Here is a 14,860-nt window from a genome sequence, read left to right as displayed (position 1 = left end):
GTTCTAACCTATCTAAATAGGATGTTTTTGTTAAATTATCAACGAAAACGTTATAGGTTTAGGAAAATGATGTTATTTTCTCTCCATTTTTTCTTGAAATGCAAAATAAGCGCGTTGGGATGCTTTTTCTTCTGCCTTCTTTTTAGATGTTGCTCTTGCTTTTGCAATTACTTTATCATCGATGCTGAGTTTAACCCCAAACAAGCGCTGTCCATCTATTGCATTGTCCTCAAAAATATCATAATGAAATATTTTTTTCTCTTTTTGACACCATTCTATAATTAAGCTTTTGTAGCTGATTACTTTTCCTTCCAGTCTGGCAATATCTACATAGGGAACGATAACTCTTTTCTGAATGAATTTTTCGCAGTAGACATATCCTCTGTCCAAATAGATTGCTCCAACTAGCGATTCGAAGATATTACCGTGTATGTTTTCGCCAAAATGTTGTAATGGCACTTTGCTTTCTATATATTGAACCAGATTTAAATCCTTTCCTAATTCGTTCAAGTGTTCTCTGCTTACAATTTTTGAACGCATTTTAGTCAGATAACCTTCGTCTCCAGCTGGCGCTTTGCTGAATAAATGAGCTGCAATCACAGAGCTTAGCATAGCATCACCTAAGAATTCTAATCGTTCGTAGTTGATAGGATTTCCTAAAACGTCAAGTCGATTTGAGGAACGGTGCGTAAAGGCTTTTTTATAAAAATCTAAATTGATTGGAGCGAAGCCTAAAATTTTCTGGATAGAATCAAAAAAAATCCCGTCTTCTGGAGAACGGGATTTCGAAAATATTTTTCTAATTATACGCATATAATTTAGATGGCTAATTTTTTTACTAATACACAAGCATTGTGTCCTCCAAAACCAAAAGTATTACTCATAACAACATTCATTTCTCTTTTTTGAGGAACATTAAAAGTAAAATTTAATTTACTATCAATACTTTCGTCATTAGTAAAATGATTTATTGTAGGTGGTACTATTCCGTATTTCATAGAAAGAATCGAAGAAATAGTTTCAATTGCTCCGGCAGCACCAAGTAAATGACCTGTCATTGATTTAGTTGAATTCAAATTCATGGTATAAGCATGTTCTCCAAAAACATGTAAAATAGCTTTAGATTCTGCCATGTCTCCAAGAGGAGTAGATGTTCCGTGCATGTTTACACCATCAACATCACTTGCCTGTAAACCTGCGTCTCTTAAGCAATTCAACATTACATTTTTGGCACCTAATCCTTCAGGATGTGGAGCTGTAATATGATGTGCGTCTGCTGACATTCCGCCACCACCAATTTCGCAATAAATTTTTGCGCCACGAGCTACAGCATGTTCATATTCTTCAAGGACAAGAGCACCAGCTCCTTCACCTAGTATAAATCCATCTCTGTCTTTATCCATTGGTCTTGACGCTGTTTTTGGATCATCATTTCTTGTAGATAAAGCATGCATGGCATTAAATCCACCCATTCCCGCAATAGTTACCGCAGCTTCAGAACCACCTGTAACCATAGCATCTGCATGACCTAATCTTATGTAATTAAAAGCATCAATAATAGCATTTGTAGAAGAAGCACAAGCTGAAACGGTTGTGAAATTGGGTCCTCTAAAGCCATATTTTATTGAAATATGACCACCAGCTATATCGGCAATCATTTTAGGGATGAAGAAAGGATTGAATTTTGGTGTTCCGTCACCAGCAGCGAAATTAAGAACTTCTATTTGAAAAGTTTCTAATCCTCCAATTCCAGATCCCCATATAACACCCACTCTGTCTTTATCTAATTTTTCAAAATTGAAACCAGCATCAAGTACAGCTTCATCAGATGCAACCATAGCATATTGTGCATAGCGGTCCATTTTTCTGGCTTCTTTTCTATCTAAGAAATCTTCGGCATTAAAATTTTTCAATTCGCATGCAAATTGTGTTTTAAATTTTGAAGCATCAAAATAAGTTATTGGTGCTGCTCCACTAACGCCGTTAATGAGGCCATTCCAATACTCTTCAATATTATTCCCAATAGGAGTAAGAGCGCCTAAACCTGTTACAACAACTCGTCTTAATACCATAAATTCTTTATTTTGTTATCTTTAAACAAATAAAACCCATGCTTTCTTTATTGTATTATTCCTACAAAAGAGCCATGGGTATTACAATAAATATATTTTGATTGAAGTTCAATCTCGAATTTAATTTTTTAAAAAATAATAACACCCGTTTACAGTATTGCAAACGGGTGTGTAATTTATTATTTCTTAGCTTCCTCTATATAAGAGATTGCTTGACCTACAGTAGCAATGTTTTCTGCTTGATCGTCTGGAATTTGAATGTCAAATTCTTTTTCGAATTCCATAATAAGCTCAACAGTGTCTAATGAGTCAGCTCCTAAATCATTAGTGAAGCTTGCTTCTGTTACAACTTCGTTTTCGTCAACACCTAATTTGTCTACGATAATCGCTTTTACTCTTGATGCAATGTCTGACATAATCTTTAATTTTAGAATTTAATTTGTTGGCAAAAATAAAAAACTTTATTTGAAAACAACTATTTAGTTAATAAATGTGAGGTCTAATTTATAAAATATATTTGACAAAGGCTTCTGAATGTTATTTAATTTCATTTTTTATGCCTTTTTTTGCGTAATTAAAATTGTCAGGTTATGAAAAAAATAGTGATTTTTGCCTCTGGATCGGGGACTAATGCTGAAAATATCATCAAATATTTTGCTGCAACTGAAATTGCAAGAGTTGAAGCGGTGTTTACAAACAACCCAAATGCTAAAGTGATTGAAAGGGCTAGAAATTATGGTGTATCAACAGATATTTTTTCAAAAGAAGAATTAAATGAAAGCAAAGTATTACAAATAGTAAATAACATTCAACCTGATTTGATTGTTTTAGCTGGATTTTTATTAAAATTCCCGGATAACATTATCGCGACATATCCTAATAAGATAATAAATATTCATCCTGCATTGTTGCCAAAATACGGTGGAAAAGGAATGTATGGTATGCATATACACAGAGCAATTGTTGGGAATAAAGAAAAAGAAACCGGAATTACCATTCATTATGTGAATGAAAATTATGATGAAGGAAATATTCTTTTTCAAAAAAATGTAGTTTTATCAGGCGATGAAACTCCTGAACAAGTTGCCGAAAAAATTCATGAATTGGAGCAAAAATATTTTCCGGAAGTGATTGAAAAACTGTTAAGACATAATTTATAATTTTGAATACTCACGACGTACATATTTATACGGATGGCGCTGCCAAAGGAAATCCGGGTCCCGGCGGTTACGGAGTTGTGATGGAATGGGTAGGCAAGCCTTATAAGAAGGAATTCTATGAGGGTTTTCGTCATACCACTAATAATAGAATGGAATTGCTTGCGGTAATTGTGGGTCTTGAAAAATTAAAAAATCCAAATACCCGAGTTTTAGTTGTTTCCGATTCTAAATATGTGGTGGATTCCGTTGAGAAAAAGTGGGTTTTAGGCTGGGAAAAAAAAGGGTTTGTGGATAGGAAAAATTCTGATCTGTGGAAACGTTTTCTGGTTGTGTATAGAAAACACAAAGTTAATTTCAAATGGATAAAAGGACATAATAATCATGTTCAAAACGAAAGATGTGACGAGTTGGCAGTTATGGCCTCGATGCAAAAGCAACTTTCTGTAGATGCTTTTTATGAAAAAGAAGAAGGAAAGTTGTTGTAAAACAGTGGATTCCAGTAAAATAAATTAGCAAAACTTTACGACTGAGACCCTTTGCAATTTTACAACTTATGAACTATCTTTGCGCTTTAATTCGAAACACAAAAAATGAATAAATTATTGATTGTTGGAACTGTAGCTTTCGACGCAATTGAAACTCCTTTTGCAAAAACAGATAAAATCTTAGGCGGCGCAGCAACATACATCGGACTCTCAGCTTCTTATTTCAATTTACAATCTGCAATAGTTTCTGTAGTTGGCGATGATTTTCCACAAGAATATTTAGATTTATTAACCGCAAGAAACATAGATATTTCGGGTGTCGAAGTTGTAAAAGGAGGAAAAACTTTCTTTTGGAGCGGTCGTTACCATAACGATTTAAATTCAAGAGATACTTTAGATACTCAATTAAACGTTTTGGCAGATTTTCAGCCAAAAGTTCCTCAAAATTTCAAAAATTCGGATGTGGTGATGTTAGGAAACTTGCATCCATTAGTGCAAAGCAGTGTTTTAGATCAAATGGAAACACAACCTAAATTGGTAGTTTTGGATACTATGAATTTTTGGATGGACTGTGCTTTACCAGAATTATTGGATGTGATTAAACGTGTAGATGTTATTACCATAAATGATGAAGAAGCAAGACAACTTTCGGGAGAATATTCTCTAGTGAAAGCTGCTACAAAAATTCATGCCATGGGACCAAAATACGTGGTGATTAAAAAAGGAGAACACGGTGCTTTATTGTTTCATAATAAAGAAGTTTTCTTTGCTCCGGCATTACCATTAGAAGAAGTTTTTGATCCAACAGGAGCAGGAGACACTTTTGCAGGTGGATTTGCAGGATTTATTACTCAGAGTGAAAATATTTCATTCAAAAACATGAAAAACGCAATCATTTATGGTTCTAATTTAGCTTCATTTTGTGTGGAGAAATTTGGAACGGAAAGAATGATTGATTTAGATAAAGAAGAAGTGCTGTCAAGATTGAAGCAATTCAAATCATTGACGCAATTTGATATAGAATTATAATACATGAAACCTCGGAAACGAGGTTTTTTTTTAAATAAATTTGGCAAGAAATTACAGGGTTTAATTTTGGCCTAATTATAGATGTTCTTTTAAGGACAATAATTAGTGTATATCAACAAACACAACAACAAACAACAACACAATGAGCGACGCTTTACAACACGAATGTGGAATAGCCCTAGTTAGACTACTTAAACCGCTTGAGTTTTACAAAGAAAAATACGGAACAGCTTTCTACGGAATACAAAAAATGTATCTCCTTATGGAAAAGCAACACAATCGCGGGCAAGACGGAGCTGGTTTTGCAAGTATTAAAATGGATGTTGAACCCGGTGAGCGATATATAAGTCGCGTGCGATCAAATCATTCTCAGCCCATTCAAGATGTATTTAAACAAATAAATGAAAGAATAAATGAAGAAATGGCATCTCATCCTGAATATGCAGATGATGTTGCGCTTCAAAAAGAAAATATTCCTTACATAGGGGAGTTGTTTTTGGGACATGTGCGTTACGGAACTTTTGGAAAAAATAGTATCGAAAGCGTTCATCCATTTTTACGCCAAAGCAATTGGATGCATAGAAATCTGATATTGGCCGGAAATTTCAATATGACCAATGTAAAAGAACTTTTTCAAAACTTGGTAGAATTAGGGCAACATCCAAAAGAAATGGCGGATACGGTTACGGTTATGGAAAAAATTGGACATTTTCTGGACAAAGAAGTGATGCAATTGTATCAAGATTGTAAAGAAGAAGGTTTGTCTAAAAGAGAAGCATCTCCTGTTATTGCGGAACGCTTAGATATTGCAAAAATTTTGAGACGTTCTTCTAAAAATTTAGATGGAGGTTATGCTATGGCAGGACTTTTAGGACACGGAGATTCATTTGTATTTAGAGATCCTGCAGGGATACGTCCGGCTTATTTTTATCAAGATGACGAAGTAGTTGTTGTTGCTTCTGAAAGACCGGTTATACAAACCGTTTTCAATGTGCCTTTTGAAAAAGTACAAGAAATAGAACCTGGAAATGCATTAATAATTAAGAAAAACGGAACTGTTTCAATGGAAGAGATTCTTCCTCCAACAGTTAAAAAAGCATGTTCTTTTGAACGTATTTATTTTTCAAGAGGAAGTGATGCTGAAATTTATCAAGAAAGAAAAAATTTAGGAAAACTTATTTTGCCTGCTGTTTTGGAAGCTATTGATGAAGATACGGATAATACTGTTTTTTCTTATATTCCAAATACTGCTGAAACATCTTTCTACGGATTAGTTGAAGCGGCTCAAGATTTTTTAAACCAAAGAAAGAATAATTACATCCTTGAAAATAGAAATACTTTAACTAAGGATTCTTTACAAGAATTGCTTTCGGTAAAAATCCGTACGGAGAAAGTAGCGATTAAAGATGCGAAACTAAGAACATTTATTACAGAAGACAGTAGCCGTGATGACTTGGTTGCCCACGTTTATGATGTAACTTACGGCGTTATCAAACCAACAGATAATCTGGTGATTATTGATGATAGTATCGTACGTGGAACAACACTGAAAATGAGTATCATCAAAATGATGGATCGTTTGAATCCAAAACGTATTGTGATCGTTTCTTCTGCGCCACAAATTAGATATCCTGATTGTTACGGAATTGATATGGCTAAACTGGAAGGTTTGGTGGCATTTAAGGCAGCATTAGAATTGTTAAAGGAAAGAAACTTGTATCACATTGTTGATGAAGTGTATTTGAAATGTAAAGCACAGGAAAATTACATTGACAGCGATGTTGTAAATTATGTAACGGCAATCTATGAGCCTTTTCAACCACAAGAAGTTTCAAACAAAATTGCTGAAATGTTAAGCTCTCCTGAAATCAATGCTGAAGTAAAAATAATATTCCAAACTGTGGAAGATTTACATATTGCTTGTCCTAAAAACTTAGGGGATTGGTACTTCACTGGAGATTATCCTACACCTGGAGGAAATCGAGTAGTGAATCGTGCATTTATGAATTTTTATGAAGGAAAAGATGCTAGAGCATACTAGTAATTGAGCAAATTAAGTTCTTAATCGGTTTTATGTGTTGTTTGTCTAATTTATTTGTTTTGATTAAACAACTGATATAAATTTGAATCACCATAACATTAGTAGGTTAAGTTTATGGTAGATTTGGGGCAAAAAAGGTGGAAGAAATTCCACCTTTTTTATTGGAATAAAGTCAAAAATAGGATAAACAAAAAGCGCCGATTTCAAAATTTGAAATCGGCGCTTTTTGTTTTAAAATGAAAGAACCTAGACAACATTCATTTTTGAAGTCTTGATTCTTTCATCCTGTCTCTATTTTTATTTCTCTAAAGCATATCTTCTAGCTACTTCCGTCCAGTTAATTACATTGAAAAAAGCTTCAATATAATCTGGTCTTCTGTTTTGGTAATGTAAATAGTAAGCATGTTCCCAAACATCCATTCCTAAAATTGGAGTTCCACCACAACCTACACCTGGCATTAAAGGATTATCTTGGTTTGGAGTTCCACAAACATCCACTTTTCCACCTTTATGTACACACAGCCAAGCCCATCCAGAACCAAATTGAGTAGCTCCAGCTTTGCTGAATGATGCTTTAAATTCTTCAAAAGTTCCAAAAGCAGCTTCGATAGCAGCCAATAAATCTCCAGTTGGAAGTCCGCCACCGTTTGGTGTCATTACAGTCCAAAATAAGTTGTGATTGTAAAACCCACCACCGTTGTTACGGACCGCTGCGTTTTTCAAATCAAGATTAATCAAAATATTTTCAATTGTCTTACCTTCCATATCCGTCCCAACTATTGCGGTATTAAGATTGGTAGTGTAAGCATTGTGATGTTTAGAATGGTGAATTTCCATTGTACGCGCATCAATATAAGGTTCTAATGCGTCATACGCATAAGGTAATTGTGGTAATTCGAAAGCCATAATTATGATTGTTTAAATGATTTATAAAAAATTTTATCAAATTTATACATTTAACTTTGGAAACGGAAACTCTATTTTGTTATAATTTCATTAAATTAATTGATAGTTTGCTCTTTTTAATTGTAACAGACTTATTTTCAGGAGCCATTTCTTGCTTTCCGCTGTAATCTTTTTATTTGTCGGAAAGGCAAATAAAAAGGATTTTCACTTCAATCAGGACTAAAAAACGACTGTGATTTAAATTGCCATTCTATTTTAAATATACGTTTTTAAAACCAAAATTTCCAAATTAAGACTGTGCCATTGCCATACAAATAATGCTGATTTTTATACCGGGAATTTTCAATAAAGCATGGGAACAAGCTTCTAGTGTGGCTCCGGTTGTGATAACGTCATCAATTAAAAGAAAATGTTTATGATGGTCTTTTTCGGTAAAGGAAACATCAAAAATAGTTTCAATTCCTTCCGTTCTTCCTAATAGATTTTTCTTGGATTGGGTTTTTGAATAGACATTCCGAATCAATAGCGAATCATTATAATCTAAATTTAAACTCGAAGAAAGCGCTTTTCCAAAAGCTGTTACTTGATTGTATCCTCTTTCTTTTAGTTTTCTTCGATGCAATGGAACGGGGATAATTTCATCAACAGTTTTTAATAATTGGATATTCTTTAAATCTTCGGCGTACCATTCTCCCAAAATTGTTCCTATTTCCTCGTGCCCTTTATATTTCAAATTATGAATGAGTTCTTGAACAATTCCCTTTTTATGAAAATAAAATAATGCAGAAGTGTGAATTACAGGAATTCTTCCGTAAAATTTTTTGAAAGCATCATTCACTGGATTCAAATGATGATTGGTCAATGGAATATCATGTCTGCAAACCGTACAAATCACATTTTCATTTACTACTAAAAACGAGCTGCAACCAGAACAGACTTTTGGAAAAAAGAGATTTATAATGCTTTCAAACATGTAATCAAGGATTTATTTATAAAAATAGACAAATCAATGCTTCAATCTTTAACAATTTTCTTTTTTTTAAGTTCACTTTTTATATTTTTGCACTATTATGGCAAAACAAGAAGATTTATTTAAGAATGTAATTTCGCACGCAAAAGAATACGGATTTATTTTTCCGTCAAGTGAAATTTACGATGGTTTAAGTGCAGTCTATGATTATGCACAAAACGGAGTGGAATTAAAAAAGAACATACGCGAATATTGGTGGAAGGCGATGGTTCAAATGAACGATAACATTGTTGGTCTTGACGCTGCAATATTAATGCATCCAACCACTTGGAAAGCTTCAGGTCACGTAGATGCCTTCAACGATCCATTGATTGACAACAAAGATTCGAAAAGAAGATATAGAGCCGATGTTTTGATTGAAGATTATGCCGAAAAGCTGAATCAAAAAGCAATCAAAGAAATTGAAAAAGCGCGTGCCCGTTTTGGTGATGCTTTCAATGAACAGGAATTTGTGACAACAAATGCCCGTGTTATGGAGTATAAAGCCAAAGAAAGAGAGATTCTGGAAAGAATGGCACGTTCGCTTGGTAACGAAGATTTGGAAGATGTAAAAGCTTTAATTGAAGAATTGGAAATTGCTTGTCCGGAATCAGGTTCAAGAAATTGGACCGAAGTACGTCAATTTAACTTGATGTTCGGAACAAAATTAGGAGCATCAGCGGATACGGCAATGGATTTATACCTACGTCCAGAAACTGCTCAGGGTATTTTTGTGAATTTCCTGAATGTTCAAAAATCAGGAAGAATGAAAGTTCCTTTTGGAATTGCACAAACTGGAAAAGCTTTTAGGAATGAGATTGTAGCAAGACAATTTATTTTCCGTATGCGTGAGTTTGAACAAATGGAAATGCAATTTTTTGTACGTCCAGGCGATGAAATGAAATGGTACCAGCATTGGAAAACAGCTAGACTTAACTGGCATTTGTCTCTTGGTTTAGGAAGAGAGAATTATCGTTTTCACGATCATGAGAAATTAGCACATTATGCGAATGCAGCCGCTGATATTGAGTTTAACTTTCCTTTTGGATTCAAAGAATTAGAAGGAATTCACTCTCGTACTGATTTTGATTTGAAAGCACACGAACAGTTTTCAGGTCGAAAATTGCAATATTTTGATGCTGAATTGAATCAAAACTATGTTCCTTATGTAGTGGAAACTTCAGTAGGATTAGACAGAATGTTCTTAGCTGTTTTTGCAACTTCACTAAAAGAAGAAACATTAGAAGATGGCTCTACTAGAACAGTCCTGAAATTACCGGCAGTTTTAGCACCTACAAAAGCAGCAGTATTCCCATTGGTTAAAAAAGACGGATTGCCAGAAATAGCTCATAAAATCATTGAAGATTTAAAATGGGATTTCAATGTGGCTTATGATGAAAAAGATGCTGTAGGAAGACGTTACAGAAGACAAGATGCATTAGGAACCCCTTTTTGTATTACCGTGGATCATCAAACTATCGAGGATCAAACCGTAACAATTCGTCATAGAGATACGATGAAACAAGACCGTGTAAAAATTGCGGATTTGAAATCAATTATTGAGAATGAAGTTTCGATCAAAAATTGGTTGATGAAAATGTAATTGTTTTTTTGTTTATATAAGAAAAGCTTTCCGAAACGGAGAGCTTTTTTATTTTGCATAGGCCAGTAATTTTTTTAATGCACAATTAATTATAAAAGAAATAGTTATTAATTTCTTTTATAATAAGAATTTATGCGCTTTATCGGATTTATTTGCGCTTCATCTTAATGTATCAACATTTGTTAAAAACATATTAACAAGATCTATTAAAAAACGGTTAAATGCTTATTTTTAGACTGTTAAATAAAGGTTTTTATGCAATATTTTATGCTTTTGTTTAATTAGTTTCCCAAAACTACCAATATTACTTAATAATTTGAAGTGCATTTTACTTTGGAAATCTGATGTCATGCCTAACAATTTTAGGAATAGCCATTGATGAATTACTCGTACATTATTATTGACGATGATCAAGAAAGTGTTTCGAAAACGAAAGCCATTGCTGATAGTTTTTCGGAGCTTACTTTTGTGGCATCAGCAAATAATTACACGGATGGTTTAAATCTTATTTTAGAACACACTCCTCAATTAGTTTTTCTTGAAATTGACCCTACTAATAAGGAAAGTAATTTATCGTTAATACTCATTAATGAGTTATACAGGTACCTTAAAGTAATTCCGAAGATTATTGTTACTACCACAAAGAAAGATTTGGCTTTTGAGGCTATTCAATATGAAGTGGCAGATTATTTATTAAAACCATTGACGCGTATCGATATTGTAAAATCAATTTTAAAATTGAACAAATCGAATAACGCAGAAGAAGTTCTTTCGAAACAATCACCAGCCCTTGATGAAAAACCTACAGTTTCAGTTAGACAAGAAATACCAAATCAGGAGCAACCTCTTATTCTATGTATAAAATCATATGGTGATTACAGGTATATTGATGCTAAAGATATTTGCTATTTCCAAGCGGATAATAATTCTACTGATATACACCTAAATAATGGTGAAATGATAACTGCTTTCAAAACATTAAAGCATTTTGAGGGAATTTTATCTTTTCCTTTTATCAGGATCCATAACAGTTATATTGTAAACCGAAATTATATTTCTAGAATTCATACAGGAAATACGGTATGTTATATTAAAAATACCACTACAAAGCTTCCTTTCTCCAAATCGTATAAGGCAAATATTGACCTTATTATTTCCGATTTCTCTAACGGAAATTACTTGGAAATTTAAAAAATAGTCATTTACCATAATTTGAGTGTCATTCACTATCAAACGGCTATATTCTACCATATACGTCTTTTTTTGTAGGAATTTTTAAGATTACCTATGTAGTTTTACGAAACAATTTCCTGCAAAAGGAAGCGAAAAAAAGTAAAAAAACATAACAACATAAAAACCCCAAATTATGAAAAAAGCAATCTTAACAATCGGTTTATTCTCTTTAGTAATGATCTTAACATCATTCACTACACCAGAAACAAATAATAATACTGTAAAATCTGACACTAATGTTAATATTATTGGTGGAACTTCGACAGGAGGAAATGTTAAAGTAGATATTATTGGCGGAACTTCAACAGGAGGAAATGTTAAAGTAGATATTATTGGTGGGACTTCAACAGGAGGAAATGTTAAAGTAGATATTATTGGAGGAACTTCTACAGGAGGAAATGTTAAAGTAGACTAAATTTTTTCAAATTATATTTTAGGCTATCAATTATTTGATAGCCTTTTTTTATGTCAATAGTTTTATTTTACTATTTTTGATAAAATTCATTAGCGACTATTGAAAAAAAAATACTTCATATATCTATTATTGTTTCTGTTGTTTATTTTTTTTGGTTGTTCCAAAAAAAAAATAGAAAATATTACCGTTACTTCTTCTTCTTCAGAGGATAGTCTTTCTATTTATTTTTCATTAGCTAATGATTTCGGTTTGCCTAGAGAAAAAAGACAACAATATAATAATAAAGCGTTTGATATAGTTGTGAATCAAGAGAATGATTCGCTAAATCGAGTAAGTCTATTCAAAGTTGCTAACCGGTATTATAATATAGATAATTGGAAAGATTTTAATAAAACAGTGCATCTTGTTTTAGAAAAGTCTGAAAGTGCGAAGGATACTATAAATATAACGAAAGCGTACACCTATTTAGGCGATTATTATGAGTCACAAGCGGTTTTAGACAGTGCTTTTTTGTTTTATTATAAATCAGAAAAAATGTATACTAAACTGGGTGATAACTTTAATTTAGGAAAAACATTAATAAATAAAGCAAATTTGCAATATAAGGCAGGTGATTTTTTAGCTTCTGAAAAATCAGTTTTCAGTGTGTTGCGGATAATTAAAGGAGAAAAGCAAATAAATAATATTTTATACGATGCGTATAACCTTTTGGGAATAATATATGGTGAACTTGGCGAATACGAAAATGCAATAACCTATCATAATAAGGCATTATTAATTAGTGATGACGAAATAATACCTAAGGAATTTCAGTCCAAAGCTACCACTTTTAATAATATTGGGTTTCTTTATTTGAATTCACAAAATTATTATTTAGCGAAAAATTATTTTCAAAAGGGATTGGGACAAAAAAATTTGAGTAGTCAAAAACCTGCATTATATGCAATGTTATTGGACAATTTAGCCTATTCAAAATTCAAATTGAAAGATTCGGATGAGTTACCAAATTTATTTTTTCAATCCCTAAAATTACGAGATAGTTTAAAATTAACTTCAGGGATATTTATTAACAAGATCCATTTGTCAGAATATTTTGCTTCAAAAAAGGACAATATCAAAGCTTTACAGTATTCTAAAGAAGCATTATTACTTGCTCGAAACACCAATATTTCGCAAGATATTCTAGTTGCACTTAAACAATTAGCTATTATAGAGCCTGAAAAAGCATCTGTTTATTCAAAAGAATACATTCATATCAATGAAAATTTACAAAAAAGTGAACGTAAAATGGGGGATAAATTCTCTCGCATAGAATATGAAACAGATCAAATAAAAGGTGAGAATACGGATCTGGAAACTAAAAATAGGAATTTATTATTTGGGTTTAGCGCTTTTACTATGTTAGGTTTGTTTTTGTATATTATTAAAGCTCAAAAAACGAAGAATAGAGAGCTGTTGTTCAAACAAGAGCAACAAAAGGTAAATGAGGAAATCTATAATTTAATGATTTCACAGCAAAGCACTATTGAGACGAATAGAATTGTTGAGAAAAAAAGAGTTGCGCAAGAATTACACGATGGGGTGTTAGGAAGAATGTTTGGTGTACGTATGAATTTAGATGGCTTGAATAAATTTAATGATGACATTGCCGTTAATCAAAGAAATAGTTATTTGTCAGAATTAAAAAATATAGAACAGGATATTCGTGAAATTTCACATGATTTGAATAGAGAAAAATCAGAATTAATTAATAACTTCGTTGCCATTGTAAATAATTTATTTGAGGAACAAAAAAAGACATTTGAACCAAAATTAGTTACGATCATTGATCCTGCTATAAAATGGGAGTCATTAAGTAATGCTGTTAAAATAAATTTATATCGAATTATTCAGGAGTCGCTTCAAAATATTAATAAGTACGCTGATGCGAATACTATTAAAGTTAAAATCAAGAAAAAAGGGGATGATTTATTTTTGTCAATAAATGATGATGGCGTTGGGTTTAATGTGAACAAAGCTAAAAGAGGTATTGGTATACAAAATATACAATCTCGAACAAATGAATGTGATGGAACAGTAGAGATAAAATCAAATAAAGGAGAAGGAACAACTATTACAATTACAGTCCCAATAGAACAGAAACAAATACTTACAGAGAAATGACAATTGCCTCAACTGAAAAGATAATGATTCAAAATAATATATTAATTGTTGATGATCACCCTTTTATTATTGAAGGGTATAAGAATGCGATTACAAGATATAATCCTAAGGAATTTCAGTTTTTTATTAGTCAAGCTAAGGATTGTAAATCGGCATACGATATTATTACAAATCCAGATACTTTAGCTTTTGATATTGCTTTTTTAGATATTAGCATGCCACCTTATGAAGAAAAAGGTCTTTATTCTGGAGAAGATTTGGCTAAATTGATTAATGAAACCATGCCTGATTGCAAAATCATTTTGCTTACCATGTATACAGAATTGCTAAAAATAAAGACCATTATTAAAACAATAAATCCAAATGGGTTAGTAATAAAAAATGATCTCACATTTGACGAATTACTATTTGCCTTTGATAAAGTCATAAATAATAAAATTTATTATAGTCAATCTGTTCAAAAAATGTTAGACTTAGGAGAAAAGGACACAATAGAAATTGATCAATTTGATAAGCAAATTTTATTTCATTTGTCAAAAGGCACTAAGCTGAGTGAGATTCCGCAGTATATTCCGATTTCATTAGGAGAAATTGAAAGAAGAAAGCTAAATCTAAAAGAGTTATTAAAAATAGGGAATGATAGTGATATTGATTTAATACGCGAAGCAAAAAATCAAGGATTGCTTTTTTAGCTCTAAATGAATTTTTAACAAAAAACGACACTTTTTCAGGTGTCGTTTTTTA

14 protein-coding genes are annotated in these 14,860 nt (G+C 32.3%); 9 read left to right on the top strand and 5 right to left on the bottom strand.

Annotated features, from left to right (window positions below):
- Positions 1 to 72: 72 nt before the first annotated feature.
- The 3 genes from ACM55K_RS01145 to ACM55K_RS01135 form a co-directional block, all read right to left on the bottom strand.
- A complete protein-coding gene (locus ACM55K_RS01145; RefSeq protein WP_416848391.1) occupies positions 73 to 813 on the bottom strand; it encodes a ribonuclease III family protein in 741 nt (246 codons plus the stop codon).
- Positions 814 to 818: 5 nt separating this feature from the next.
- On the bottom strand, positions 819 to 2,072 hold the full coding sequence (gene fabF / locus ACM55K_RS01140; RefSeq protein WP_416848390.1) for a beta-ketoacyl-ACP synthase II: 1,254 nt from the start codon (positions 2,070 to 2,072) through the stop codon (positions 819 to 821).
- Between the two features lie 179 nt (positions 2,073 to 2,251).
- Positions 2,252 to 2,488 carry an acyl carrier protein gene (locus ACM55K_RS01135; RefSeq protein WP_007137004.1) on the bottom strand — a complete coding sequence of 79 codons (237 nt, stop codon included), beginning with the start codon at positions 2,486 to 2,488 and terminating at the stop codon, positions 2,252 to 2,254.
- Positions 2,489 to 2,662: 174 nt separating this feature from the next.
- On the opposite strand from ACM55K_RS01135, the gene purN reads away from it, so the two are divergent.
- The 4 genes from purN to ACM55K_RS01115 all read left to right on the top strand — a co-directional run bounded on the left by purN (position 2,663) and on the right by ACM55K_RS01115 (position 6,787).
- Positions 2,663 to 3,232, top strand: coding sequence for a phosphoribosylglycinamide formyltransferase (gene purN / locus ACM55K_RS01130; RefSeq protein WP_416848389.1), 570 nt, complete (start codon positions 2,663 to 2,665; stop codon positions 3,230 to 3,232).
- Between the two features lie 2 nt (positions 3,233 to 3,234).
- Positions 3,235 to 3,717 carry a ribonuclease HI gene (rnhA, locus tag ACM55K_RS01125; RefSeq protein ID WP_416848388.1) on the top strand — a complete coding sequence of 161 codons (483 nt, stop codon included), beginning with the start codon at positions 3,235 to 3,237 and terminating at the stop codon, positions 3,715 to 3,717.
- 105 nt (positions 3,718 to 3,822) lie between these two features.
- Complete coding sequence (locus ACM55K_RS01120) at positions 3,823 to 4,746, top strand: PfkB family carbohydrate kinase (RefSeq protein ID WP_416848387.1); 924 nt, start codon at positions 3,823 to 3,825, stop codon at positions 4,744 to 4,746.
- Positions 4,747 to 4,888: 142 nt separating this feature from the next.
- Entirely contained in the window at positions 4,889 to 6,787 is a 1,899-nt protein-coding gene (locus ACM55K_RS01115) for an amidophosphoribosyltransferase (protein WP_416848386.1), read from the top strand.
- 297 nt (positions 6,788 to 7,084) lie between these two features.
- Here ACM55K_RS01115 and ACM55K_RS01110 read toward each other — a convergent pair whose 3' ends face one another.
- Together ACM55K_RS01110 and ACM55K_RS01105 are read right to left on the bottom strand one after the other, a co-directional pair.
- A complete protein-coding gene (locus ACM55K_RS01110) occupies positions 7,085 to 7,693 on the bottom strand; it encodes a superoxide dismutase (protein ID WP_416848385.1) in 609 nt (202 codons plus the stop codon).
- Between the two features lie 289 nt (positions 7,694 to 7,982).
- Positions 7,983 to 8,666 carry a ComF family protein gene (locus ACM55K_RS01105; RefSeq protein WP_416848384.1) on the bottom strand — a complete coding sequence of 228 codons (684 nt, stop codon included), beginning with the start codon at positions 8,664 to 8,666 and terminating at the stop codon, positions 7,983 to 7,985.
- 97 nt (positions 8,667 to 8,763) lie between these two features.
- Here ACM55K_RS01105 and ACM55K_RS01100 point away from each other — a divergent pair, with 97 nt between their 5' ends.
- The 5 genes from ACM55K_RS01100 to ACM55K_RS01080 all read left to right on the top strand — a co-directional run bounded on the left by ACM55K_RS01100 (position 8,764) and on the right by ACM55K_RS01080 (position 14,808).
- Positions 8,764 to 10,305 (top strand): glycine--tRNA ligase, encoded by a 1,542-nt coding sequence (locus tag ACM55K_RS01100; protein ID WP_416848383.1) that lies wholly within the window; start codon positions 8,764 to 8,766, stop codon positions 10,303 to 10,305.
- A gap of 378 nt (positions 10,306 to 10,683) precedes the next feature.
- Positions 10,684 to 11,496, top strand: a complete 813-nt coding sequence (locus ACM55K_RS01095) for a LytR/AlgR family response regulator transcription factor (RefSeq protein WP_416848382.1) — start codon at positions 10,684 to 10,686, stop codon at positions 11,494 to 11,496.
- A 175-nt stretch (positions 11,497 to 11,671) separates the two neighbouring features.
- The gene (locus tag ACM55K_RS01090) at positions 11,672 to 11,953 is read left to right on the top strand and encodes a 3-oxoacyl-ACP reductase (RefSeq protein WP_416848381.1); all 282 of its coding nucleotides are present in this window, start codon (positions 11,672 to 11,674) and stop codon (positions 11,951 to 11,953) included.
- A 99-nt stretch (positions 11,954 to 12,052) separates the two neighbouring features.
- Positions 12,053 to 14,116: an ATP-binding protein gene (locus tag ACM55K_RS01085; RefSeq protein ID WP_416848380.1), complete on the top strand. Its 2,064-nt coding sequence runs from the start codon at positions 12,053 to 12,055 to the stop codon at positions 14,114 to 14,116.
- Positions 14,113 to 14,808 carry a response regulator gene (locus ACM55K_RS01080; RefSeq protein ID WP_416848379.1) on the top strand — a complete coding sequence of 232 codons (696 nt, stop codon included), beginning with the start codon at positions 14,113 to 14,115 and terminating at the stop codon, positions 14,806 to 14,808. The genes ACM55K_RS01085 and ACM55K_RS01080 overlap by 4 nt, the downstream gene beginning before the upstream one ends.
- Positions 14,809 to 14,860: the final 52 nt, after the last annotated feature.

It is taken from the genome of Flavobacterium arabinosi (assembly GCF_048158725.1).
Classification (GTDB): Bacteria; Bacteroidota; Bacteroidia; order Flavobacteriales; family Flavobacteriaceae; genus Flavobacterium; species Flavobacterium arabinosi.
This window is presented reverse-complemented; position numbering and strand designations above follow the sequence as displayed.

What these genes read in the sequence shown, in the direction of transcription:
- ACM55K_RS01145 (WP_416848391.1), bottom strand. Translation starts at nt 813, where the DNA reads ATGCGTATAATTAGAAAAATATTTTCGAAATCCCGTTCTCCAGAAGAC.
- fabF (WP_416848390.1), bottom strand. Translation starts at nt 2,072, where the DNA reads ATGGTATTAAGACGAGTTGTTGTAACAGGTTTAGGCGCTCTTACTCCT.
- ACM55K_RS01135 (WP_007137004.1), bottom strand. Translation starts at nt 2,488, where the DNA reads ATGTCAGACATTGCATCAAGAGTAAAAGCGATTATCGTAGACAAATTA.
- purN (WP_416848389.1), top strand. Translation starts at nt 2,663, where the DNA reads ATGAAAAAAATAGTGATTTTTGCCTCTGGATCGGGGACTAATGCTGAA.
- ACM55K_RS01120 (WP_416848387.1), top strand. Translation starts at nt 3,823, where the DNA reads ATGAATAAATTATTGATTGTTGGAACTGTAGCTTTCGACGCAATTGAA.
- ACM55K_RS01115 (WP_416848386.1), top strand. Translation starts at nt 4,889, where the DNA reads ATGAGCGACGCTTTACAACACGAATGTGGAATAGCCCTAGTTAGACTA.
- ACM55K_RS01110 (WP_416848385.1), bottom strand. Translation starts at nt 7,693, where the DNA reads ATGGCTTTCGAATTACCACAATTACCTTATGCGTATGACGCATTAGAA.
- ACM55K_RS01105 (WP_416848384.1), bottom strand. Translation starts at nt 8,666, where the DNA reads ATGTTTGAAAGCATTATAAATCTCTTTTTTCCAAAAGTCTGTTCTGGT.
- ACM55K_RS01100 (WP_416848383.1), top strand. Translation starts at nt 8,764, where the DNA reads ATGGCAAAACAAGAAGATTTATTTAAGAATGTAATTTCGCACGCAAAA.
- ACM55K_RS01095 (WP_416848382.1), top strand. Translation starts at nt 10,684, where the DNA reads ATGAATTACTCGTACATTATTATTGACGATGATCAAGAAAGTGTTTCG.
- ACM55K_RS01090 (WP_416848381.1), top strand. Translation starts at nt 11,672, where the DNA reads ATGAAAAAAGCAATCTTAACAATCGGTTTATTCTCTTTAGTAATGATC.
- ACM55K_RS01080 (WP_416848379.1), top strand. Translation starts at nt 14,113, where the DNA reads ATGACAATTGCCTCAACTGAAAAGATAATGATTCAAAATAATATATTA.